Below are 21,810 nucleotides of genomic sequence, written 5' to 3'. Positions count from 1 at the left end.
ATCACACTCCGTAAACCGCGAACGATATTTCCGGTTTCGGGTCCGCCCGGTCAACCCGGCAACCACAGTGTGGGAAATCCGTTCCAGAACCAGCCTGCCGCACCGGAAATGCATTTTCCGAACGGATTCTGTCAGGTTGATTAAGGGTCGCCGAACAGGCGTTTTTTGAGACTTCGGCCACACAAAAAAGCGCCGGGTGCCCGTGACGGGCTCCCGGCGCTTTGCTTTTGTTCAGTCGCCGCTCGAAATGAGGCGGCGGCCCACGGCGGCGATGAGCCGGTCGAGCTCGGAGCCGAACGGGTTGTCGTGCACCAGGTAGGTCCACGTGGCGCTCGGTCGCACGATCTTGGCGCGGTCGGGCTCCCAGCCGTCCTCGAAATCGGTCTCCTCGAACGTCTCGATCGTCCGCTTCTCGACCTCGAGCAGCAGCGTCTGGAACGCCGGCACCGCGGAACGGTGGAACTCGTCGAGCGGGTCGAGCTTGCCCAGCGCCCGCAGGTGCACGCCCTCGCGGACCTCGGAGAGGTAGGCCAGGTGGTCGACCCACAGCCGGTCGAGCTGGAACAGCGCGATCGCCCGGGCCGCCTCGGAGAGCACGTCCTCGTCGAGCTCCTTGGCCTTCTCGGGTGAGCGCTCGAGCAGCATGATCGCCGCGACCTCGGAGGTGAGCAGCCGCTCGCGGCGCTCGGCCAGCGCCACCCGCTGCTGCTCGATCACCACGCTGTAGCGCCAGGTGTTGCGGTGGATCTCGTGGTTGACGCCCTCGGCCACCCGCTGGGCGTGCTCGACCGCGTAGTTGACCTGGTCGTCGTGCACGACGCCGTCCATGTCCATCCGCGGCGAGGCGGGCAGGATGTCGCCCGCGTGGCGGGTGACCAGCTCGTCCTCGAGGCTGACGAAGAAGACCGAGCCACCCGGGTCGCCCTGCCGGCCGGCGCGGCCGCGCAGCTGGTCGTCGACGCGGCGGCTGTCGTGCCGGCCGGCGCCGATCACGTAGAGGCCGCCGAGCTCGACCACCTGGTCGCGGTCGGCCTCGTCGCTGCCGCCGAGCCGGATGTCGACACCACGGCCGGCCATCTGGGTCGAGACGGTGACCGCGCCCAGCGCGCCCGCCTCGGCGATGATGGCCGCCTCCTCGGCGTCGTTCTTGGCGTTCAGCACGCTGCTCGGCACGCCGGCCGCGGCCAGCTGCTTGGCCAGCAGCTCGGACGCCTTCACGTCGAGCGTGCCGACCAGCACCGGGCGGCCCTTGTCGTGCGCGATCTTGATCTCCTCGACCAGCGCCTCGTCGCGGGTGTCGTGGGCCGAGTAGATGCGGTCGGGCTCGTCCTCGCGGATGTTCTCGGTGTTGGACGGGATGACCGCGACCTCGAGCTTGAAATACTCGCGGAGCTGCTCACCGACGTGCACGGCGGTCGCGGTCATGCCGCACACCGTCTTGTAGAGGGCGATGTAAGCCTGCACGGTGATCGTGTCGAGGACCTCGCCCTCGGCGGTGGCGCTCAGGCCCTCCTTGGCCTCGACGGCCGCCTGGAGGCCGTCCGGCCAGCGCCGGCGCTGGGCGACCCGGCCGCGCATCTCGTCGATCAGCTCGACCGAGCCGTTGCGCACGATGTAGTCGACGTCGCGGCGCAGCAGCGTCTCGGCGTGCAGCGCGACGTTGACCGCCGACAGCTGCTGGACCTGGTCGTCGGCGTAGAGGTCGACGCCGCCGAGCTTCTCCTCGACCTTCTTGAGGCCGGCCTCGGTGAAGGCGACGCTGCGGCCGTCCTCGGCCACCTCGTAGTCCTTGCCGTTGATCAGGTCGCGGACCAGGTCGGCCGCCTCGTGCACCGGGTCGCTCTCCGACGAGAGGCTGCCGGCCAGCACCATCGGCACGCGGGCCTCGTCGATCAGGATCGAGTCGGCCTCGTCGACGATCGCGGTGGCCAGCGTCCGCTGCACCCGGTCGTCCACGTCGGTGACGAGCTGGTCGCGCAGATAGTCGAAGCCACCCTCGCTGACCGACACATAAGTGACGTCGGCCTTGTACGCCTCGACGCGCTCATCGTGGGTCGAGGTCTCGGTCACCCAGCCGACCGTGAGGCCGAGCAGCTTGTAGACCGGCGCCATCCACTCCGCGTCGCGACGGGCCAGATAGTCGTTGACGGTGAGGATGTGCACGGGGCCGCGGCCCAGCCGCACGTGACCGAACGCGGCGATGGTGGCGGTCAGCGTCTTGCCCTCACCGGTGGCCATCTCGGCGACCCGGCCGTCGAGCAGCGCCATCGCGCCGAGCAGCTGAACGTCGTACGGCCGCTGCTCCAGAGCCCGCCAGGCGGCCTCGCGGCCGACCGAGCAGATCTCGGCGTAGTCGCTCGCGTCGTTCGCCGCGGCGGTCAGCGCCTCGTCGTCCAGCTCGCTGAGGGCCTCCGCGTGGGCTTCGATCGCCGGCAACCTCTTGCGGAGCGGCCCGAGGTCGACCGTGGTGCCCGGACGCTGCAGAAACTTGCGGAAACGGCCCTTCAGCCGCTGAGACACACCCATGGCGCGCAACGGTACTCGATTTACCTGAGCGCTAGGTCACGACACTGCCGCCGCACGAGGGTTTGTGGCCGCCCCCGGCCGGGCACCATCGTCCGACGGACCACACTTCACCGGGAGACATGTTGCCGAATCAGCTGGTGTGCCGGCCCGAACAGGCGGGCGCGGTCGCCGTGCTGCGGATCAACGGGACGCTCGACCAGCTCACCGGCGACGCCCTGCAGCAGGCGATACGCCTGCGCCTGGCCACCGGGCCGAGCCGGCTGCTGCTCGACGTGACCGAGATGCGTGTGGGCGACCCACTCGGGCTGGCCGCCCTCAGCGCCGCGGTCTGCGAGACGGCGGAATGGCCGAACGTGCCCATCGTGGTGTGCGGCGCCGACGAGCACACCCGGGAGACCGTCGTCGAGGCGCCCGACTGCGAAGGCCTGGAATTCTCCGACGACTGCGACGAGGCCATCGCCGAGGGCGCGGCCGAGCCCGAGCCGCCGCGCGTCCACGTCCGGCTCCGGCCCGTGCCGGACGCCTGCCGCCAGGTGCGCACCCTGGTCACGCAGTCCTGCACGGCGTGGCAGCGCGGCGAGCTGGCCGCGATCGCCGCGCTGATCGCCACCGAGCTGGTGGCCAACGTCGTGCGCCACGCGCACACCACGATGGAGTTCACGGTGACCGCGCTGCGCGACGGGCGGCTGTGCATGAGCGTGCGCGACCACAGCCGCCGCATGCCGAAGCCGACCGAGGCGGCGGTGACCGACGCCGGCGGCCGAGGGCTGCGCCTCGTCCGAGATCTGACCGACGCGTGGGGTGTGCTGCCGGTCAACGACGGTAAGGTGGTCTGGACGCAGCTCAACGCCGGACCCTTATGACCCAGCATCGTGATGTGGTGGCCGTCGGCGCCTCCGCCGGAGGCGTGGAGGCTCTGCGCTCTGTGGTCGGTGGACTGTCGCCCGACTACCCGGGCGCCCTGCTCGTCGTCCTGCACATCGCCCGGTCCGCGCCGAGCGCCCTGCCGGCCATCCTCGACCGCAGCGGGCCGCTGCCGGCGAGCGCGGCCGCCGACGGCGAGCCCTTGCGCCCCGGCCACGTCTACGTCGCGCCCAGCGACCACCATCTGCTGCTGCTCGACGGCCACCTGCGGCTCACCCGCGGGCCGGCCGAGAACGGTCACCGACCGGCCATCGACCCGCTGTTCCGCTCAGTGGCCCGGGCGGCCGGGCCGCGCGCGGCCGGCGTGGTGCTCTCCGGGTCGCGCGACGACGGCGCCTCCGGGCTGGCGGCGATCGCGGCCCAGGGCGGCTCCACGATCGTCCAGGACCCGGACGACGCCCTGTGCCCGTGGATGCCGCGCGCCGCGATCGCGCGGATGACGCCCGACCACGTCCTCCCCGTCGCCAAGATCGGGGCACTGCTCTCCGGGATGGCCGACATGGACCTTCCGCAATCACACCCGCACCGGGATCGCATGCTCGATTTCGAGGTCGCCATCGCCGACCCCGAGAGCACGGTCACCACCGACCAGGTCGCCGAGCCGGCCGGGTACGGATGCCCGTCCTGCGGCGGCAGCCTCTTCCAGATCGAGTCGGATCCGGTGCCCCGCTTCCGGTGCCGGGTCGGGCACGCGTGGTCACCGGAGAGCCTGCTCGACGAGCAGACCATCGCGCTCGAGGGCGCGTTGTGGGTCGCGCTGCGGGCGCTCGAGGAGAAGTCAGCCCTGAGCCGCCGGATGGCCGGATCGTGGCATTCGGGCACGGGCAAGCGGCTGGAGACCGTGGCCGAGGACACCGAAACGGCCGCCGCGACCATTCGCAAGCTGATCGAGCGGCTCGGCGAACCGGGGACTCCGGCGTGACGTACGGTAGCGTCTCTGCCGTGCAGCCGACCGACCCCCACTTCGAGGCACTCCTGGTATACCTGAAAGAGTCTCGCGGCTTCGACTTCACCGGCTACAAGCGTTCGAGCTTGATGCGCCGGGTCAACCGCCGAATGAGCCAGGTCAACGTCGTCGGCTATCTGGAATACCTCGACTTCCTCCAGGTGCACCCGGACGAGTTCACCTCACTCTTCAACACGATCCTGATCAACGTCACGGCCTTCTTCCGTGACGGCGACGCCTGGGACTACTTGAGCAAAGAGGTGCTCGGCCCGATCGTCGAGGCCAAGGCCGGCAACGCCCCGATCCGGGTCTGGTGCGCCGGCTGCGCCTCCGGCGAGGAGGCGTACACGCTGGCGATCGCGCTGGCCGAGGTGCTCGGCATCGACGGCTTCAAGGACCGGGTCAAGATCTACGCCACCGACGTCGACGAGGAGCAGCTCAACGAGGCCCGCCAGGCCACGTACGGCGAACGCCAGATGCAGGGCGTGCCGCAGGAGCTGGTCGAGCGCTACTTCGAGCCGGTCAACGGCGGCCGCTTCGCCTTCCGCAAAGACCTGCGGCGCTCGGTCATCTTCGGCCGCAACGACCTGGTGCAGGACGCCCCGATCTCCCGGATCGACCTGCTCACCTGCCGCAACACGCTGATGTACTTCAACGCCGAGACCCAGGCCAAGATCCTCGGCCGGTTCCACTTCGCGCTGCGCGACGCCGGCGTGCTCTTCCTCGGCAAGGCCGAGATGCTGCTCAGCCACGCCAGCCTGTTCTCGCCGATCGACCTCAAGCGCCGCGTCTTCCGCCGCGTCCCCCGGCTCTACGCGACGCCCGGCGTGGCCTTCGCCGAGCCCACGCCGATCACCAGCCTGCCCGTGACCAGCCTCGACGAGCTGCGCAACGAGGCGTTCGCGGCCAGCCCGCTGGCCCAGCTCTCGCTCACCTCCGACGGCATGGTCGCGCTCTCCAACCGCCAGCTCGAGACGATCTTCGGGGTCTCCTCGCGCGACATCGGCCGCCCGTTCCGCGACCTCGAGCTCTCCTACCGGCCGGTCGAGCTGCGCCGCTTCATCGAGCAGGCCCAGCTCGAGCGCCGCACGCTGCGCATCCCCGACGTCGAGTTCCAGCGCGGGGCCGAGCAGCTCAACCTCGAGGTGCAGATCAGCCCGCTCGCCGGTGCCGACGGCAGCCTCCTCGGCGTCAACATCATCTTCCACGACGTGACCGCCTCCCGGCGTCTCAAGGACGAGCTGGAGCACGCCAACCAGCAGCTCGAGGCGGCGTACGAGGAGCTCCAGTCGACCAATGAGGAGCTGGAGACCACCAACGAGGAGCTCCAGTCCACGGTCGAGGAGCTGGAGACCACCAACGAGGAGCTCCAGTCCACCAACGAGGAGCTGGAGACGATGAACGAGGAGCTGCAGTCCACCAACGACGAGCTCCAGAGCATCAACGACCAGCTGCGGATCAGCAGCACCCAGCTCGACGAGGCCAACGAGTTCCTCGAGACCGTGCTGACCAGCATGCAGGCGGGCGTCGCGGTGGTCGACCCCGACCTGCGGATCCGCATGTGGAACAGCCGCGCCGAGGACCTCTGGGGCCTGCGCTCGAGTGAGGTGATCGGCCAGCACTTCCTCAACCTCGACATCGGCCTTCCCATCGACCATCTGCGCCCGCTGCTGCGCGGGGCCCTCGGCCCCGACGGCGAGAACGCGGAGATGCAGGTCGACGCGGTCAACCGGAGAGGCAAGGCGATTTCCGTACGGGTCGCCTGCACGCCCCTGCGCCGCCGGGAAGGCGGCGCGCGCCCCGAGGGTGCGATCATTGTCATGGAGACCGCGGCCACCGAGTCTTCGTGAACAGTTTGGCCCTGGCCGGCCGGGGTATCCCGCTGGCGGATCGGCCGGGAGGTGGGGACATGGCCATCGGATACGAGGTCACGGGCGCCAGCTCCGAGATGACCGTCCGGCTGAGCGGCACGCTCGGCCTGACCGACGTCTCCGACGTGCACACCCGCCTGCTCAAAGCGCTCGCCGAGCAACCGGAGGCGCTGCTGATCGACGTCTCCGCGATGGCCGTCGACCAGCCGTTGGCGCTGGCCGTCTTCACGGCGGCCAACCGCCAGGCCGCCCGCTGGCCCGGCATTCCCGTTCTGATCTACGGCGCTCAACCGCCGGTGCACGACCTGCTGACCGGGCCGGCCTACCACCGGCTGCCTCTGTTCGCCGACCTCGACGCCGCTCGCCGGCAGATCGGAGGGTCGGTGCCCGCACTCGCCGAGGAGCTGTTGCCGGTGACCGGCGCGCCCCGCCACGCCCGCGACGTCGCCACCGACGCCTGCCTGCGCTGGGACCTGCCCGGCCTGATCGCGCCGGCCAGCCTGATCGCGAACGAGCTGGTCAGCAACGTGGTCGACCACGCGCACACGATGATGACGCTGCGCCTGTCGCTGCGGCCGCGCTACCTCAACATCGCCGTCCGGGACGGTTCGCCGGCCGAGCCGATCAGGCCCGGCCCGGCCGGCGCCGACCTGAAACGCGGCCGCGGTCTGCTGCTGGTCGACGCGTCGGCACACGCGTGGGGCTGGATGCCGTCGGCCGACGGCAAGGTGGTCTGGGCCTCCCTGGCCCGCCCGCGCGACTAGATCATCAAGTTGGACAGGCCGGTCACGGCCAGAATTCCCGAGACGTACGGCTGCGCGCCGCTCAGCCGCAGCTTCACCTCGGCCACCGACGCGGCCGACGCGGCGTCCACCAGCACGGCGATGCCGGCCGCGTCGAGCAACGGCACCCCCGACAGGTCGATCAGCACGGTCTCGTCACCGGCCATGCCGATCGCGTGCCGCAAGCCGAGGCGCAGCCGCTCGGCGGTGTCCCGGTCGACCTCACCCCGCACCCGGGCCAGCACGACGCCGCCCTCGCGGGTGGTGACGACCTCCATGGGGCTGCGCTCGGGCCGCGACTCGGCGCCCTCCCAGCGCGGCGGGACGTCACTGAGCATCGCCTCGCGCAGCCAGGTCAGCGCCCGGGTGAGCAGCCGCGACACGTGCATCTGCGAGATGCCCAGCTCGGCCGCGATCTCGGCCTGGGTGCGGTTGCCGTAGAACCGCAGCGCCAGCATCCGCCGCTCCCGGGCGGGCAGCCGCATGAGCAGGTCGGCCACTGTCACCTTGTCGTCGACCAGCTCCAAGTCGTTGTCGACGTCACCGATCAGATCACCGAACTCGGCCGCGCCCTCACCACCCATGGGCGCGTTCAGCGACGACGGCGCGTATCCGGCGGACGACTCCATCGCCTCGAGCACGGAGCCGACCTCGATGTGCAGCCGTTCGGCGATCTCGGCCGCCGTGGGCGTACGGGAAAGCATGCTCGTCATGACCATCATGGCGTGACCGACCTCGAGGCTCAGGTCCTGAAGCCGGCGGGGAACGTGCACGCCCCAGGTCTTGTCCCGGAAGTGCCGCTTGATCTCACCCGAGATCGTGATGACCGCGTACGCGGTGAACGAGCCCCGCTCCGGGTCATAGCGGTCGACGGCTTTGACCAGCCCGAGCCGGGCCACCTGCTCGATGTCCTCGAGGGTCTCGCCGCGCCCCCGGTACCGCCGGGCCAGCCGCCCCGCGAACGGCAGGCAGAGCCGGGTGAGCTGCTCGCGCAGGGCGGCCCGCTCACTCTCCGGCGCGTCCTGCGCCCTTTCGGCATACGCCAGCGCGGCCGCGTCCAGGTCGTCGAGCCCGTCGCTGGTCTTCTGCCCCGGTAAGTCCTGTTGTCGAGCCCCGATCACGTCTCGCGACACCGGCTCTCCCCTCGACGACCGAACCACTCCTGCCGGCCCTGCCGGACAGCGGCCCCCCGGTCGCACGTCAGTCGGGCAGCCAAGGTCACCGACCCTGCCACCCTCTCGGCGACGTTACTGCCCGATGCCCCGAGTCCTCAAACACTTCAAGGACAGCAACCAACTTTCCCCCGTCAGGCGGACCCGCCCCGCCGGTCGCCACCGTCCCCGTCGTGCCGCTCGTCCCCACCCCCGAGCGGCCGATTGACCTGCCCCATGTTGGGCGCTTCGAGCCGCGGCCGATTGGCCCGCGGCTGAGCGGCCGCGGGCGCCCCGTTGAGCGACCCGGCCCCGTCCACCGGCGCCCGGTTGAGCGCCCCGTCCCCGGGCGCCCGATTGGCCGGCCCTGTTCCGGCCCCTTCCAGCGGCGCCCGGTTGGGGCTGGCCCCCGGCGCCCGCATACCCAGCCCGCTGGGGCCGTCATCGAACCCGCCTCCGAACCGCACGCCCTGCCCTTCCCCGCCAGCACCGCCACCACCAACGGGACCGCCGGCACCCAACGCCCCACCGGCACCCAAGGCCCCACCGGCACTCACGACGCCACCGCCACTCGAGGTCCCACCGCCGCTCAAGCCGCCACCATTTGCTGCACCGGCATCCGCGCCGCGGGCCGCCGGACCAGCAGGCGCCGGGCCTCGCCCGGGAAGACCGCTGGGCGCCTCACCACCCGAACCGACCAGCCCGCTCGGAGCGTTGTCCCCGGCACCACCGGACTGAACCCCACCTTGACCGGCCCCCGCCCCGAAAGACCCGGCACGAGGCAGCCCGCTGGGCTCCTCCCCCGACCCCGGCCCGAACGCACCCGCGGCCTCCGTCCGCCCCACCTCACCAGGTCGAGCCGACTCCGGCCGCCCGAGCCCGCTCGGCTCCAACGCCTGCGGCCCGCCCAAGGATTGCCCCAACCCGCCAGCCTGAGAAGAGTGCAGCTGCCCAAGCTCACCGATCTGAGAACGTTGCTGCTCCCCCAGCCCCCCAACCGGGGACAGCTGCCCATGCCCCACTTCCCCCGCGCCACCCGGCGTCGTGGGCTTCAGCTCACCCGGCCCGTACGGCCGATCGGCCGCCCCCTGAGGTCCATTGCCCGACGGAAGGGAAGAGCCGCCATGAGATTCCGGCGCGGCAAAAGACCGACCCACCGGCCCCGGCCCCGTCCCAGCCGGCGACCCAAAGGCGGCAGGAGCGGCAGCGGCAGACGGCCCGAGGGCAGCCGCGCCAGCAGAGGACCCGAAGGCAGCCGGTGTGGCAGGGGATTCGAAGGGAGCGGGTGTAGCAGGCGGCCCGAACGCAGGTGTAGCAGACGGCCCGAAGGCAGCCGGCGCAGCGGCCGGGTTGAGGGCAGCCGGCGCGGAGGCCGGGTCGAATGCAGCCGGTGGCTTAGTAGCAGCCGGCGCCGCGGACGGATCGAGGGCAGCCGGCGCAGCGGGTGGATTAGCAGCGGACGGATCGAAGGCGGCCGTGTCGGCGGGCGGATCGAAGCGCTGCGCGGCAACCGGAGGTTCGAACGGCGGTGGCGTCAGGGGCTGCGGCGGACGGTCCTCGGCGGTCGGAGCCCGCTCCGGCACCGGACGCCCGGCAGGCGACCCCGGCATGCCACCGCCACCGGCCGGCGCGGGCTGCCCGTAGGTCGCGGCCGGCCGCGGCCGCGCAGAAGGGGTGAAGCGCGGAGCATCCAACGGCCGGTTCTGCCGCCAGTCAGGCGGAAGCGGAGGCGCAGGCACCGCCCGCTCGGCAACGGGCCGAGCGGAACCCGCCGCTCCCCACCCCCGCCCGGCCTCGCCATCGGCTTCGAGCGGAACCGAACTCCCCGCTTGATCGCCTTGCGACTGACTCACACCCACCTGCGGAACAGAATTTTCCATTCCACCTGAAGGAATGCCCGTAAGACCGCCCGACGAATCCGCCAGGCCGGATGGCTCCGCGAGTCCGGCCTGCCCCGACGGCCCTGACCGCTCCGCCGTCCCCGAGGAACTCGAAATTCCCGTGAGGCCCGATGGCCCGGCCACAGCCGACGTTCCCGAGGATTCCGCCAGACCCGAAGGCCCCGCCAAAGCCGACGATCCCGCCAGGCCCGAGGGCCCAGCCTCATTCGACGGCTCCGATCGGTGTTCCAGACCCGACGGCCCCACCCCACCCGGCTGTACCGGCGATCCCGCCGGACCCAGAGATACCGCTGAACCCGAGGTCCCCAACAATTCTGATGGGGACTGAAGCTCCGATGGGGAGGCGAGGCCGTTCGGGAACGGCGGATCCTCGCGTGAGCCCTCAGCGCCTTGAGGCCATTCCGCGGCTGCGGCGGGTTGCGGGTCAGCGGGCCAAGCGTTGCCGGCCGGGCGCTCCTCCTGCGCCGGCGCCTCGCGTTCGGTCGGGGCGCTGCCACCGGCCGCCCACGGGTTCTCCAAGTGGATTCCGGGTTCGGTGGCCCACGAAGTTCCCAGCGAGGGCCCGGACGCGCTCTCCCCATGACGGCTGAGATCCGACGGGTCCGCAGTCCTCTCAGGCACGGTGAGGCCGGAGCTGCCTTGGGACGGCGCTTCGAAGGAAAGGTCCACTGGCTTCGCCGGCGATCCGCTCGCGAAGCCGGATCCGGCCGTCGGCTCGCCCGCCGGATCCGCGGACCAGCTTCGGGCAGTGGCCGGGCGCCCCTCGGAGACCGCGGAAGGCTCCCACACGGCCGGGCCAAGCGCCGCGGGCCCGGGCGCGGCGGGAGAGGCCAGCCGATGGGCGCCTTCGTCGGGCGCAGAGAAAGAGCCGAAGGCGGGCGAGTCGAGGTCCGTAGGCGACCCGAAGGCAGGCGAAAGACTGATGGGCGAGCCGAACGCGGGCCTCTCCAAATCGGTAGGCGCACCAAATGCGGGCCGCTCCACGTCCGAGGGCGTGCCGTAGGTCTGCGGCACCTGCGCGTCGTACGTAGGCGGCTTCGGCGGCGCCGGCGTCTGATCCCTCGCCGAGGCGTGAGCCGCGTAGTAGGGCGGCGAATAGCCGAAGTAGGCCGACGACCCGAGCCCTTGCCGGGACGCCGCCACCAGACCCGACGCCTCGGCCAGGCCCGCCGCCTGCAGGACCTCGGCCGCCGCCTGGGCCGCCGCGCACGGCAACCGCTCGCCGCACGACGGGCACACGATCGCCTCCGAGTCGCCCGAGTGGGCCTTCACCACTTCCTTGGCCGTGCGCGCGAGGACGCTGTCCGGGTTCACGAACGCCTTCGTCGATGCCACTGTCTTCCGCCCCCATCGCGCCTCGGCGAACCTGAGAACAGTTCACCGCCGGAAGGTGGCGATTCGCGCGATTTTCCGCAGATCGGGGACGGGCGGGGCGAACGAGCCGAATTTTCCAGCGGAAAGGCCCGCGAACATATTCACTCACGGTGTGGATCTAGTCGCTCTCCGTACTATGTGAAGACTTCTCAGGAGGTGATCCCCCATGGACGACGTCGAGCTGCACCGCGAGCAGATCCTCCGGCACGTCAGCCCCGTCATCACCGGCCGGTTCGCCGGCTTCCAGGCCTCGTACACCCGTCAGATCAAGATCGGGCGATCCGCCCTGATGGCGATCTTCGTGGCGGCGAGCATCACCCAGATGATCGGCTCTCTGCTGCGGATGCGCGGGCCCCGGCGCAGCTTCAAGGAGCTCAAGAAGGGCCCCGAGTTCCTCGTCACGCCGGTGCGGATCCGCGACGACCTGGGCCAGATCTACGAGGTCGAGATGCACGGGCAGCTACCACAGTCGGCGCTGCACCGCGGCGATCTGGTCCAGCTCACCACGGCGCCTCAGAAGGACCAGACTCTTCCCGTACGCCTGATGCAGGTCATCAACCTCACCACGATGCAACCCCTGACCCCGCGCATCCCCACCATGTGGTCGCATCTGGGCCCGGCCCTGCTCCTTCAGGCCGTCCTCGGCGTGGCCCTGGTCGCCGCCCTCATCGCCCTCGCGGTCGTATAAAACCCCGTCAGAGCTTGTCGAGCGGGATGGCGTTGGCCATCGCCTGCATGCCGGCGTCGTTGGGGTGCAGGTGGTCGCCACCGTCGAAGACCGCCCGCAGCTTGCGCGGATCGGCCGGGTCGCGGACCGCCTGGTCGAAGTCGGCCACCGCGTCGAAGGCGCCACCACCGCCCGCCCGGATCCAGTCGTTGACCTGGTTGCGCACCTGGTCGAGGGCCGGCGACCACGGGCCCCAGCCCTGGAACGGCGTCAGCGTGCCGACGACGACCTTCAGACCCTGCGCCTTCGAGCGCGCCGCCAGATGGGCCAGGCCGGCCCGGATCTGGGCCGGGTCGCCCTGCCGCGGCTGCTGCATGATGTCGTTGATGCCGAACAGGATGATGACCGTGCGCGCGCCGGACTGCTCCAGCACGTCGTCGGCGAATCGGCTCTGCCCCGAGTGCCCGGCCTTCGAATCGATTTTGGTGTACGGATATTCGGCGTCCAGCAGCAGGCGGTTGCCCCCGATGCCCAGGTTGGCCACGCCGTAGTCCGGCTCGGGGCCGGCCGCCAGCCGCGCCGCCAGCAGGTCGGGCCAGCGGTGGTTGCTGCCGCGGGCGGTGGCCGAGCCGTCGGTGATCGAGTCGCCGAAGGCGACGATCGTGCCCGCCGCGCCGGTCACGTCGACCCCGGTGAGGAAGAACCAGGCCGTGGTCCGCGACGTGAACGGCGTGCTCGTCGGGTCGGCCGCCGCGTCGGCCGCGCTCGGGCTCACGAACGACAGCTGGCGCCCGTCGACGTGCCAGGTCGCCATCGGCGCCCGCACCGGGGTCCAGACGCTGACCAGCAGGTCGGTGTCGGCCGGCACCTCGAGCGCGACCGGGTCGCTGAGAACGTCGGCGCCGGCCGGAACCGAAACCCACTTGATGCCGTTGAACAGGACGTCGCGCACGGTGCCGGGGGCGGCGCTGCCGTCGCTCGCGTCGACCGAGCCGTCGCGGCGGCCGCCGGCGTGGGCCGAGATCGCGACCGTGACGTGGCCGAAGACGAGCGGGGCGGTGCCGAAGCGGTTGGTGAGCCGGACCCGGACCTTGGGGCCGCCGACCGTCGCGTGCACCACGTTGCGGACCGTGTGGCCGGCCGGGCCGTTGCGGAAGCCGGACGAGGGCGCGGCCGCCCAGGCCGTGGACCACTCCGGTCCGGCCGGGGCGGCGGCGGCGGGCGCGGCCTGCGGCGCGGGCGGCGTCACGCGCAGAGGGCCGAGGGCTACATAGGTGACGGTGAGAATCGTGGACAGGACAGAAGTCGCCACGACGCCGATCAGCAAGCGCCGCATTCGCACGCTGTAGCCCTCCCCAGGGTCTCGTCCGGATGAAATCCGGTACAGCAGGGTACCGCTGCGGTGTCGTCCCCCGGCGTCAACCTTCATCACATCGACGAAGATGGAAGGGACACCCTGTGCGATCTCATGCTTTGGTGTCGTCTGGCGCGACACGCCGAGCGTGTGGGAGTTTGAAGTTCGTCCAGAAAGGTGGTGTGCCATGGGCGAGGAAGTCGAGCAGACCAACTTCACCCGTGAGGACCGCGCCAAGTACAGGCACAAGATCCGGCGCAGTCTGGACGTGTTCGCCGCGATGTTGCGCGAGTCGCGGTTCGAGTTCGAGCGGCCGCTCACCGGCATGGAGATCGAGCTCAACCTCATCGACGAGCAGGCCGATCCCGCCATGCGCAACTCCGAGGTGCTCGGTGCCATCGCCGATCCGGATTTCCAGACCGAGCTGGGCCAGTTCAACATCGAGATAAACGTCCCGCCCCGCCGGCTGGCCGGCGACGAGAACGTCGATCTCGAGCGCAGCCTGCGGGCCAGTCTCAACAACGCCGAGTCGCACGCCCGCAAGGTCGGCGCGCACACGGTGATGATCGGCATCCTGCCGACGCTGCGGCGCGAGCACATGACGCTCGAGGCGCTGTCGGCCAATCCTCGGTACAAAGTGCTCAATGAGCAGATCTTCGCGGCCCGCGGCGAGGACCTCGACATCCGCATCGACGGCGTCGACCGGCTCGCCGTCACCACCGACACCATCGCGCCCGAGTCCGCCTGCACGAGCACCCAGTTCCACCTTCAGGTCAGCCCGGCGCAGTTCGCCGCGTACTGGAACGCGGCTCAGGTCATCGCCGGCGTGCAGGTCGCGCTGGGCGCCAACGCGCCACTGCTGTTCGGCCGCGAGTTGTGGCGTGAGACACGCATCCCGCTGTTCGAGCAGGCCACCGACACCAGGTCGGAGGAGATAAGAGCACAGGGTGTACGGCCGCGGGTGTGGTTCGGCGAGCGATGGATCACCAGCGTGTTCGACCTGTTCGAGGAGAACGTGCGCTACTTCCCGGCGCTGCTGCCGATCTGCGACGAGGCCGACCCGTCGGAGATCCTCGAGCGCGGCGAGATCCCCGAGCTGTCCGAGCTGCGGCTGCACAACGGCACCATCTACCGGTGGAACCGGCCCATCTACGCCGTGGTGAAGGGCCGCCCGCACCTGCGCGTGGAGAACAGGGTGCTGCCGGCCGGCCCGACCGTTGTCGACACGATGGCCAACGCGGCCTTCTACTACGGCCTGATCCGCACGCTGGCCGAGGCCGAGCGCCCACTGTGGACGCAGATGAGCTTCAGCGCGGCCGAGGAGAACTTCCACACCTGCGCCCGGCACGGCATCGACGCCAGCGTGTTCTGGCCGGGCCTCGGCTACATCCAGGTGACCGAGCTCGTCCTGCGGCGGCTCCTGCCGATGGCTCATCAGGGTCTCGAGAAGTGGGGCGTCTCGGTCTCCGAGCGCGACCGGTTGCTCGGCATCGTCGAGCAGCGCTGCCTCACTCACCGCAACGGCGCCGCCTGGCAGGTGCAGACCTTGCACGCCTTGGAGGCCGACGGCAACGACCGCCAGGAAGCGCTGCACGAAATGCTGCGGCGATACCTTCCGCTGATGCACGAGAACCTCCCGGTCCACGAGTGGCCATACCCGTCCTGAGCCCTTCCGGGCACCACAGACCGATCTTCTTCAGCCGAAGTCGGACATGTCTCTTGTTTCAGCGAACTCTTGACATTTCTTCATGTTCGCTTCGCGCCGGATCTGGACATCGGGCGTCATAGCGGCCACAACCGCCGCGCACGGCGGTTGTGGCCTGCGACGCTGCTCACGTGCGGGCATGCCGGAGTCGATCATCGGCGTTCACCCCTATCGCAGGGGTACGTGATTGGCTTCTCAGTGAGAAAACTTGCGTGACAGGCAATCTTTGGCGGATCCTTGTGCGAGGCATCAGTACGGGTACGCCAGGAGCCAGCGGTGACACAAGCAGTGGAGCGGTCCGCCGAGACCGCGGCGGAGGACGATCCGCCGGTCGCGCGCAGCCGCTGGGGGCGTCGGCTGCGGATCACCGGCGTCGTCGCGGTGCTGGCCCTGTTCACGGTCGAGCTCGTGCTGGGCTGGTCGTCGCTGGCCGGCGCCTTCCGCCAGCTGCGGACACCGCACGTCGGCTGGCTGGTCCTGGCCACCCTGGCCGAGGTGGCGGCGATGGGCGCCTACGCCCGGATGCAGGGCCGTCTCCTCCGGTCGGCCGGTGTGCGCGCCTCCCGGCTCGACAACATCCGGCTCACCTACGCGGCCCACTCCCTCAACGAGACGCTGCCCGGCGGCGCCGCCTTCTCGACGCGGCTCAACTATCAGCAGATGCGCCGCTTCGGCGCCAGCCCCGCGATCGCTTCGTGGACCATCGCCCTCAGCGGCATCCTCTCCTCCGTCGCCTTGGCCGCGGTCACCGTCGGCAGCGCCCTGGCCGCCGGCGGCGGCGCCGACTGGACCCACCTGGCCGCCCTGCTCGTGGCGACGATCGTGCTGATCCTGGGCGCCCGCCGCGTGGCCAAGCGCCCCGAGTCGGCCGAGGCCCTGATCCGCACCCCGCTGGCCGCCGTCAACCGCCTGCGTCACCGCCCCGCCGAGCACGGCCAGGACAGCATCCGCGACTTCCTCCAGCAGTTGCGCGCCGCCCGCCTGCGCCCCGCACACGGCGCGGCCGCCGCCATCCTGGCCGTGGCGAACTGGTTCCTCGACGCCATCTGCCTCTGGCTGTGCTTCCGCGCCGTCGGCGAACAGCCGGCCGGCCTGACCGCGGTCCTGCTGGCCTTCTGCGCCGCCATGGCCGCCGGCACCATCACAATCGTCCCCGGCGGCCTGGGCATCATCGACAGCGCCCTGATCCTCGGCCTGATGGCCGGCGGCGTCACCACCCCCGCCGCGGTAGCCACCGTAGTCCTTTACCGCATCATCAGCTTCGGCTTCATCATCGGCCTGGGCTGGCTCTCCTGGCTCCACATCCGCCACACCACCACCCACCAGCCCTCCCCGCTGGTCCTCACCCCGCCCACAGCAATCCCCGCCCTCACCGCCGCTCCCACCCTCGCGGCAGCGCTCCCCCTCACAGCCGCGCCGGCGCTCACCGTTCCCGCCATCTCCACAGCTCCCGCCGTCGCTGCAGTTCCCACCCTTGCCTCCGCTCCGGCCCTCACGTTCGCTTCGGCCCCAGCGACCGCACGGTCCCCGCTGCTTCCGGCAGCCGTAGACCCGGCACTCACCCCGGCTGCCATAGACCCTGCGCTCACCCCGGCCGCCGCAGACCCTGCGCTCACCCCGGCCGCCACGGAGCCCGCGCTCACCCCGGCCGCCCTCGCGCTCTTTCCCACCGCGGCGGCCATGGCCCTCATCCCGCATGCGCGGAAGCGGGCGAAGAACAGCGACGACTCGGCTAGGCCCCCGGCCGCCAACATGCCGCCCGCCTCCAGCCGGCGACTCGCGGCCTCGCCGAAGGGGAACGCCGCCAAAGCCAACGCCTCGCTGACACCGGAAACCAACGCGGCCAGGGTCACCGCGTCGCTCACAACCGAAACCAACGCGGCCAGGGCCACCGCGTCGCTCACAACCGAGACCAACGCCGCCAAGGCCATAGCGTCGCTGACGACCGAAACCAACGTCGCCAGGGCCACCGCGTCGCTCACGACCGAAACCAACGCCGCCAAGGCCGCCGCGTCGCTCACGGCTGAGGGGGACGCCGCCAAAATCAGCGCGTCGCTTGCCGCCGAGGCGTGGGCCGGCGTGGGAGTCTCGCCCGAAGGGAACGCCCCCACGGCCGGGCTGCCGCGTCCGCGCCGGGCAAATGGCGCGAAGGCCGCACTTCCCCCGAGCATGCGGCCGACCGCGGAAGCGGAACCCGGCGTCTGCCTGCTTCCCTGCCTCTAGGGGCCTGATCCACGCGTAGAATCGCGTCGCTCAGGGAAATGCACCGGTCGATGAGCAACGACCGTCAAGCCCCCCTGATCGAGCCGCCCCGGCTGCGCACCGAGGAGGAGCGGCACGCCACCCGGCTCGAGCTGTTCTTCGACCTCGCCTATGTGCTTGTCGTGGCCGAGCTCGCCCATTCGTTCGCCGGCCACCTCGACTTCGGTGGCGCCGTCACCTTCGCCGGGCTGCTGGTCGTGACCTGGTGGTCGTGGGTGACCACCACGCTGTACGCCAACCGGTTCGACACCAATGACGTGATCTACCGGATCGCCAAGCTGGCCATGACCGGCGCCGTCGTCGGCATGGCCGCCTCGGCGCAGGGTGCCAGCGGCCCCGACGGCGCCCGATTCGCGGCCTGCTATCTCGCGACGCGGGTCATTCTCCTTCTGCTGTACGCCCGTGCCTACCGCCACGTCCCCGACGCGCGGCGCACGATCGGCATCTACCTCACCGGCGGCGGCGTCGCCGCCGTCCTGTGGGCCGCGTCCATCCCGCTCGAGGGCACGCCGCGGTACGTGCTGTGGGCCGCCGGCATCCTGATCGAGGCCGCCGCTCCGCTGGTCGCCACCCGTCTCGGCGACGACGTGCCCCTGCACCTCGATCACATGCCGGAACGGTTCGGCCTGTTCGTGATCCTCGTGCTCGGCGAGTCGATCGCCTCGCTCGCCACCGGCGTGCACGACGCTCACTGGTCGGGTTCGTCGGTGGTGGCCGCCGCTGTCGCCTTCTGCGCGGTGGCCGCCCTGTGGTGGGTCTACTTCGACCTCGGTGGCGCCGCCGGCAAACGGGAGCTGATCGAGGACAGCGACGAGGACGAGGAGAGTGGGGTCGTCGACGCGTACATCTATGGTCATCTGCCTTTGATCGTCGGTCTGGCGATCGCGGCGGTCGGCATCGAGCAGTTCGTCGTGCATCCGGCCGGCGAGCTCGACAGTGCCGGCCGGTGGGCGCTGCACGGCGGCGTGGCTCTTTTCCTGGTCGGCGTCGCCGTCGTGATGATGGGGACCTCGGGCCGGCTGCGCTCGGCGTGGCCGTGGCCGGCGGCGGTCATCCCGGCGGTCGCCGCGCTCGGCTTCTTCGAGTCGCTCAAGCCGGTGCTGGCGGTCGGAGCGGTGACCCTCATCCTGGTCGCGACGGTTCTGGCCGGCATCTACGAGCAGCGGCGGGGCGCCCTGCGCACCACGGAGACATAACCGGGGCCGGCTTCGCTCGTTGATCCGCGCACAGCAGTCTCGGCACAAGTCAAGGCGGGCGGATTGCGCTTCGGATCGTTCATCGGCGTCGTCGGGGTCATCATCGCGTTGCTGGCCCTCGGCCGTGACTATTACGGGATCACTTATCAGCCGGACGACGGCGGTCTACACGTCGACATCGGCCGACGGCCCGACCCGGATCGCAGCGAGGTGAAGCCGGTTCCCCGGCCACGCCGGACCACGCCGGTCGCGCGTGACGGCGTACAACCGAAAACCGTGACCGAAGAACCTCAGATCATCGTGTCGCCGTCGGAGACGGCGGCGCCGCCGTCGGATCCGCCCACCGAAACGCCCACCTCGGCGCCGGCCGAAAACCCGGGACCGACGTTCACGGATCCGAACGGGGAGCCGGGTGGTGAACCGGGCGGAGAGACGGCCACCCCTGCCCCATAGAGGGGTGGCCGTCCGCCGGAGCTCAGAGCTGGTTCGACGCCTCGGTCAGTACGGAGCGCAGAATCTGCTCGATCTCCTGGAACTGCGCCTCGCCGGCGATCAGCGGCGGGGCGAGCTGGATCACCGGGTCGCCCCGGTCGTCGGCGCGGCAGTAGAGGCCCGCGTCGAACAGCGCGTGTGAGAGGAAGCCGCGCAGCAGGCGCTCCGACTCCTCCTCGTTGAAGGTTTCCTTGGTGGCCTTGTCCTTGACCAGCTCGAGGCCGAAGAAGTAGCCGTCGCCGCGGACGTCGCCGACGATCGGGAGATCGGTCAGACGCTCGAGGTACGACCGGAACAGATCGCTGTTCTCCCGGACGTGACCGTTGAGGTCCTCCCGCTCCATGATGTCGAGGTTGGCCAGGGCCACGGCCGAGGCGACCGGGTGACCGCCGTAGGTGATGCCGTGGGCGAACCAGTTGGTGCCCTCGAGGAACGGCTCGGCCAGGCGATCGGACGCGATCATCGCCCCCATCGGGACGTAGCCGCTGGTCAGGCCCTTGGCCACGGTGATGATGTCGGGCGTGTAGCCGTACTTGTTGCCGCCGAAGTACTCGCCGAGGCGGCCGAAGCCGCAGATGACGTCGTCGGAGACGAGCAGCACGTCGTAGCGGTCGCAGATCTCGCGGACCCGCTGGAAGTATCCGGGCGGCGGCGGGAAACAGCCGCCGGCGTTCTGCACCGGCTCGAGGAAGACCGCGGCCACCGTGTCGGGACCCTCGAACTCGATCGCCTCGGCGATGCGGTCGGCGGCCCAGACGCCGAACTGCTCCGGCGTCATGCTCTCGTCGGGACGACGGTAGTAGTTGGTGTTCGGCACCCGGAAGGTCGACGGCACGAGCGGCTCGAAGTCCTGCTTGAGAGCCGGGATGCCGGTGATCGACAGGGCGCCCATCGAGGTGCCGTGGTACGCGATCGAGCGCGACAGGACCTTGGTCTTGGTGGGCTTGCCGGTCCGCTTGAAGTACGAGCGGGCGAGCTTCCACGCCGACTCGACCGCCTCGGAGCCGCCGGTGGTGAAGAAGACCCGGTTGAGGTCGCCCGGGGTGAGGTCGGCGATGCGGTCGGCCAGCTCGACGGCCTTGGGGTGCGCGTACGACCAGATCGGGAAGTAGGCCAGCTCGCCGGCCTGCTTGGCGGCGGCCTCGGCCAGCTCCTGACGGCCGTGGCCGGTCTGCACGACGAACAGGGCGGACAGGCCGTCGAGGTATTTGCGGCCGGTGGAGTCCCAGACGTAGCAGCCGTCGCCGCGCACGATCATCGGGATGTCGGCCTTCTTGTAGCTCGACAGCCGCGTGAAGTGCATCCACAGGTGGTCTTTGGCGTCGCCGGCCAGCTTCTCGTAGTCGGGTGACTGAAGGTCGGTCAAGGGGTGCTCCTTAAAAGCTCTGCTCGAGCAGGGTGAGGCCGCGGTCGAGCTCGTCGTCGGAAATGATCAGGGGCGGCAGAAGCCGGATGACGTTGCCGTACGTGCCGCAGGTCAGGAGCAGGAGGCCCAGCTCGTGGGCCTTCTTCTGCACGGCCGCGGTGGTAACCGGGTCGGGATCTTTATTTTCCTTGATCAACTCCAGCGCGAGCATCGCGCCGCGACCCCGGATCTCGCCGATCACCGGATGCTTGGCCGCGAGCGCTTCGAGGCGGGGCCGGGCGACGGCCTCGATGTGCCGGGCGGCGGCGGCCAGGTCGAGCTCGCGCATGGTCTCGATCGAGGCGAGGGCGGCGGCGCAGGCGATCGGATTTCCGCCGTACGTCCCCCCGAGGCCCCCGGGGTGCACGGCGTCCATGATCTCGGCGCGGCCGGTGACCGCGGCCAGCGGCAGCCCGCCGGCGATGCCCTTGGCCGTGGTGATCAGGTCGGGCACGACACCCTCGTGTTCGCTGGCGAACCACGACCCGGTGCGGCAGAACCCGGTCTGGATCTCGTCGGCGATGAAGACGGCCCCGTTCTGCTTGCTCCAGTCGGCCAGCGCCGGCAGAAACCCTTCGGCCGGTACGACGAAGCCGCCCTCACCCTGGATGGGCTCGATCAGCACGGCGGCGACGTTCACCGCGCCCACGGTCTTCTCGATCTGGCCGATGGCGTACGCGGCGGCCGCGGCACCGTCACGGCCGTCGCGGAACGGGTACGACATCTGGACCCGGTAGATCTCACCGGCGAAAGGACCAAACCCTTGCTTGTACGGCATGACCTTCGCCGTGAGCGCCATCGTCAGGTTCGTCCGCCCGTGGTAGGCGTGATCGAACACGACGACCGCCTGCCGCCCCGTGGCGTGCCGGGCGATCTTCACCGCGTTCTCGACGGCCTCGGCCCCGGAGTTGAACAGCGCCGACCGCTTCTCGAAGGTGCCCGGCGTCAGCGCGTCGAGCTCCTCGCAGACCGCGACGTACTGCTCGTACGGCGCGATCATGAAGCACGTGTGGGTGAAGCGCTCGGCCTGGCGCTTGACCGCCTCGACCACCTTGGGCGCGGAGTTGCCCACATTGGTGACGGCGATGCCCGCGGCGAAGTCGATCCACTCGCGGCCCTCGACGTCGGTCAGGGTGCCGCCCGCGGCGGTGTCGACATACGACGGGATCATGCTGCTGACCCCGCGCGCGACCACCGCGCTCCGGCGCCGGTGCAGGTCGGCCGAGCTAGGCATGACTCAACTCCTTCAGGCTT

The 21,810-nt window shown here is 70.6% G+C and carries 15 protein-coding genes; 9 read left to right on the top strand and 6 right to left on the bottom strand.

Translation table 11 applies throughout. The annotated features are described in order from the left end of the window. Positions 1-231: 231 nt before the first annotated feature. A complete protein-coding gene (secA2, locus tag CRP55_RS16880) occupies positions 232-2,526 on the bottom strand; it encodes an accessory Sec system translocase SecA2 (RefSeq protein WP_097321009.1) in 2,295 nt (764 codons plus the stop codon). A 119-nt stretch (positions 2,527-2,645) separates the two neighbouring features. Here secA2 and CRP55_RS16875 point away from each other — a divergent pair, with 119 nt between their 5' ends. From CRP55_RS16875 to CRP55_RS16860, 4 genes are read left to right on the top strand one after another with little or no spacing between them, the layout of a single operon-like run. Beyond that, on the top strand, positions 2,646-3,389 hold the full coding sequence (locus CRP55_RS16875) for an ATP-binding protein (RefSeq protein ID WP_245923066.1): 744 nt from the start codon (positions 2,646-2,648) through the stop codon (positions 3,387-3,389). Next, on the top strand, positions 3,386-4,372 hold the full coding sequence (locus CRP55_RS16870; RefSeq protein WP_097321008.1) for a chemotaxis protein CheB: 987 nt from the start codon (positions 3,386-3,388) through the stop codon (positions 4,370-4,372). The genes CRP55_RS16875 and CRP55_RS16870 overlap by 4 nt, the downstream gene beginning before the upstream one ends. 20 nt (positions 4,373-4,392) lie before the next feature. Continuing rightward, positions 4,393-6,246 (top strand): CheR family methyltransferase, encoded by a 1,854-nt coding sequence (locus tag CRP55_RS16865; protein ID WP_097321183.1) that lies wholly within the window; start codon positions 4,393-4,395, stop codon positions 6,244-6,246. A 59-nt stretch (positions 6,247-6,305) separates the two neighbouring features. Continuing rightward, positions 6,306-7,031, top strand: a complete 726-nt coding sequence (locus CRP55_RS16860) for an ATP-binding protein (RefSeq protein WP_218854563.1) — start codon at positions 6,306-6,308, stop codon at positions 7,029-7,031. Here CRP55_RS16860 and CRP55_RS16855 read toward each other — a convergent pair. Continuing rightward, a complete protein-coding gene (locus CRP55_RS16855) occupies positions 7,028-8,182 on the bottom strand; it encodes a SigB/SigF/SigG family RNA polymerase sigma factor (protein ID WP_245923065.1) in 1,155 nt (384 codons plus the stop codon). The two genes, CRP55_RS16860 and CRP55_RS16855, sit on opposite strands and share 4 nt — an antisense overlap. A gap of 3,459 nt (positions 8,183-11,641) precedes the next feature. Here CRP55_RS16855 and CRP55_RS16850 point away from each other — a divergent pair. Beyond that, positions 11,642-12,163: a hypothetical protein gene (locus CRP55_RS16850; RefSeq protein ID WP_097321007.1), complete on the top strand. Its 522-nt coding sequence runs from the start codon at positions 11,642-11,644 to the stop codon at positions 12,161-12,163. Between the two features lie 7 nt (positions 12,164-12,170). Here CRP55_RS16850 and CRP55_RS16845 read toward each other — a convergent pair whose 3' ends face one another. Beyond that, positions 12,171-13,478: an SGNH/GDSL hydrolase family protein gene (locus CRP55_RS16845; RefSeq protein ID WP_101536198.1), complete on the bottom strand. Its 1,308-nt coding sequence runs from the start codon at positions 13,476-13,478 to the stop codon at positions 12,171-12,173. A gap of 205 nt (positions 13,479-13,683) precedes the next feature. Between CRP55_RS16845 and CRP55_RS16840 the strand changes: the two genes are divergently transcribed. Further along, positions 13,684-15,162: a glutamate-cysteine ligase family protein gene (locus tag CRP55_RS16840; RefSeq protein ID WP_097321005.1), complete on the top strand. Its 1,479-nt coding sequence runs from the start codon at positions 13,684-13,686 to the stop codon at positions 15,160-15,162. A gap of 30 nt (positions 15,163-15,192) precedes the next feature. Here the strand turns inward: CRP55_RS16840 and CRP55_RS53075 are convergent, their stop codons facing one another. Then, positions 15,193-15,357, bottom strand: a complete 165-nt coding sequence (locus tag CRP55_RS53075; protein ID WP_179855216.1) for a hypothetical protein — start codon at positions 15,355-15,357, stop codon at positions 15,193-15,195. 120 nt (positions 15,358-15,477) lie between these two features. Between CRP55_RS53075 and CRP55_RS52145 the strand changes: the two genes are divergently transcribed. The 3 genes from CRP55_RS52145 (at position 15,478) to CRP55_RS16825 (ending at position 19,112) form a co-directional block, all read left to right on the top strand. Further along, positions 15,478-17,424, top strand: a complete 1,947-nt coding sequence (locus tag CRP55_RS52145) for a lysylphosphatidylglycerol synthase transmembrane domain-containing protein (RefSeq protein WP_218854560.1) — start codon at positions 15,478-15,480, stop codon at positions 17,422-17,424. A 50-nt stretch (positions 17,425-17,474) separates the two neighbouring features. Next, positions 17,475-18,659, top strand: a complete 1,185-nt coding sequence (locus tag CRP55_RS16830; RefSeq protein WP_218854557.1) for a low temperature requirement protein A — start codon at positions 17,475-17,477, stop codon at positions 18,657-18,659. Between the two features lie 63 nt (positions 18,660-18,722). Beyond that, a complete protein-coding gene (locus CRP55_RS16825; RefSeq protein WP_097321002.1) occupies positions 18,723-19,112 on the top strand; it encodes a hypothetical protein in 390 nt (129 codons plus the stop codon). A 22-nt stretch (positions 19,113-19,134) separates the two neighbouring features. Here CRP55_RS16825 and CRP55_RS16820 read toward each other — a convergent pair whose 3' ends face one another. Further along, positions 19,135-20,517: an aspartate aminotransferase family protein gene (locus CRP55_RS16820; RefSeq protein WP_097321001.1), complete on the bottom strand. Its 1,383-nt coding sequence runs from the start codon at positions 20,515-20,517 to the stop codon at positions 19,135-19,137. Positions 20,518-20,527: 10 nt separating this feature from the next. Continuing rightward, positions 20,528-21,790: a 4-aminobutyrate--2-oxoglutarate transaminase gene (gene gabT, locus CRP55_RS16815; RefSeq protein ID WP_097321000.1), complete on the bottom strand. Its 1,263-nt coding sequence runs from the start codon at positions 21,788-21,790 to the stop codon at positions 20,528-20,530. Between the last annotated feature and the right edge of the window lie 20 nt (positions 21,791-21,810).

This window comes from Paractinoplanes atraurantiacus (assembly GCF_900215205.1).
In the GTDB taxonomy this organism is placed as follows: Bacteria; Actinomycetota; Actinomycetes; order Mycobacteriales; family Micromonosporaceae; genus Actinoplanes; species Actinoplanes atraurantiacus.
This window is presented reverse-complemented; position numbering and strand designations above follow the sequence as displayed.

Bases quoted from the DNA above. Each gene is read 5' to 3' on its own strand.
- secA2 (WP_097321009.1), bottom strand. From the start codon at position 2,526: ATGGGTGTGTCTCAGCGGCTGAAGGGCCGTTTCCGCAAGTTTCTGCAG.
- CRP55_RS16875 (WP_245923066.1), top strand. From the start codon at position 2,646: ATGTTGCCGAATCAGCTGGTGTGCCGGCCCGAACAGGCGGGCGCGGTC.
- CRP55_RS16870 (WP_097321008.1), top strand. From the start codon at position 3,386: ATGACCCAGCATCGTGATGTGGTGGCCGTCGGCGCCTCCGCCGGAGGC.
- CRP55_RS16860 (WP_218854563.1), top strand. From the start codon at position 6,306: ATGGCCATCGGATACGAGGTCACGGGCGCCAGCTCCGAGATGACCGTC.
- CRP55_RS16850 (WP_097321007.1), top strand. From the start codon at position 11,642: ATGGACGACGTCGAGCTGCACCGCGAGCAGATCCTCCGGCACGTCAGC.
- CRP55_RS16845 (WP_101536198.1), bottom strand. From the start codon at position 13,478: ATGCGGCGCTTGCTGATCGGCGTCGTGGCGACTTCTGTCCTGTCCACG.
- CRP55_RS16840 (WP_097321005.1), top strand. From the start codon at position 13,684: ATGGGCGAGGAAGTCGAGCAGACCAACTTCACCCGTGAGGACCGCGCC.
- CRP55_RS53075 (WP_179855216.1), bottom strand. From the start codon at position 15,357: ATGATCGACTCCGGCATGCCCGCACGTGAGCAGCGTCGCAGGCCACAA.
- CRP55_RS16830 (WP_218854557.1), top strand. From the start codon at position 17,475: ATGAGCAACGACCGTCAAGCCCCCCTGATCGAGCCGCCCCGGCTGCGC.
- gabT (WP_097321000.1), bottom strand. From the start codon at position 21,790: ATGCCTAGCTCGGCCGACCTGCACCGGCGCCGGAGCGCGGTGGTCGCG.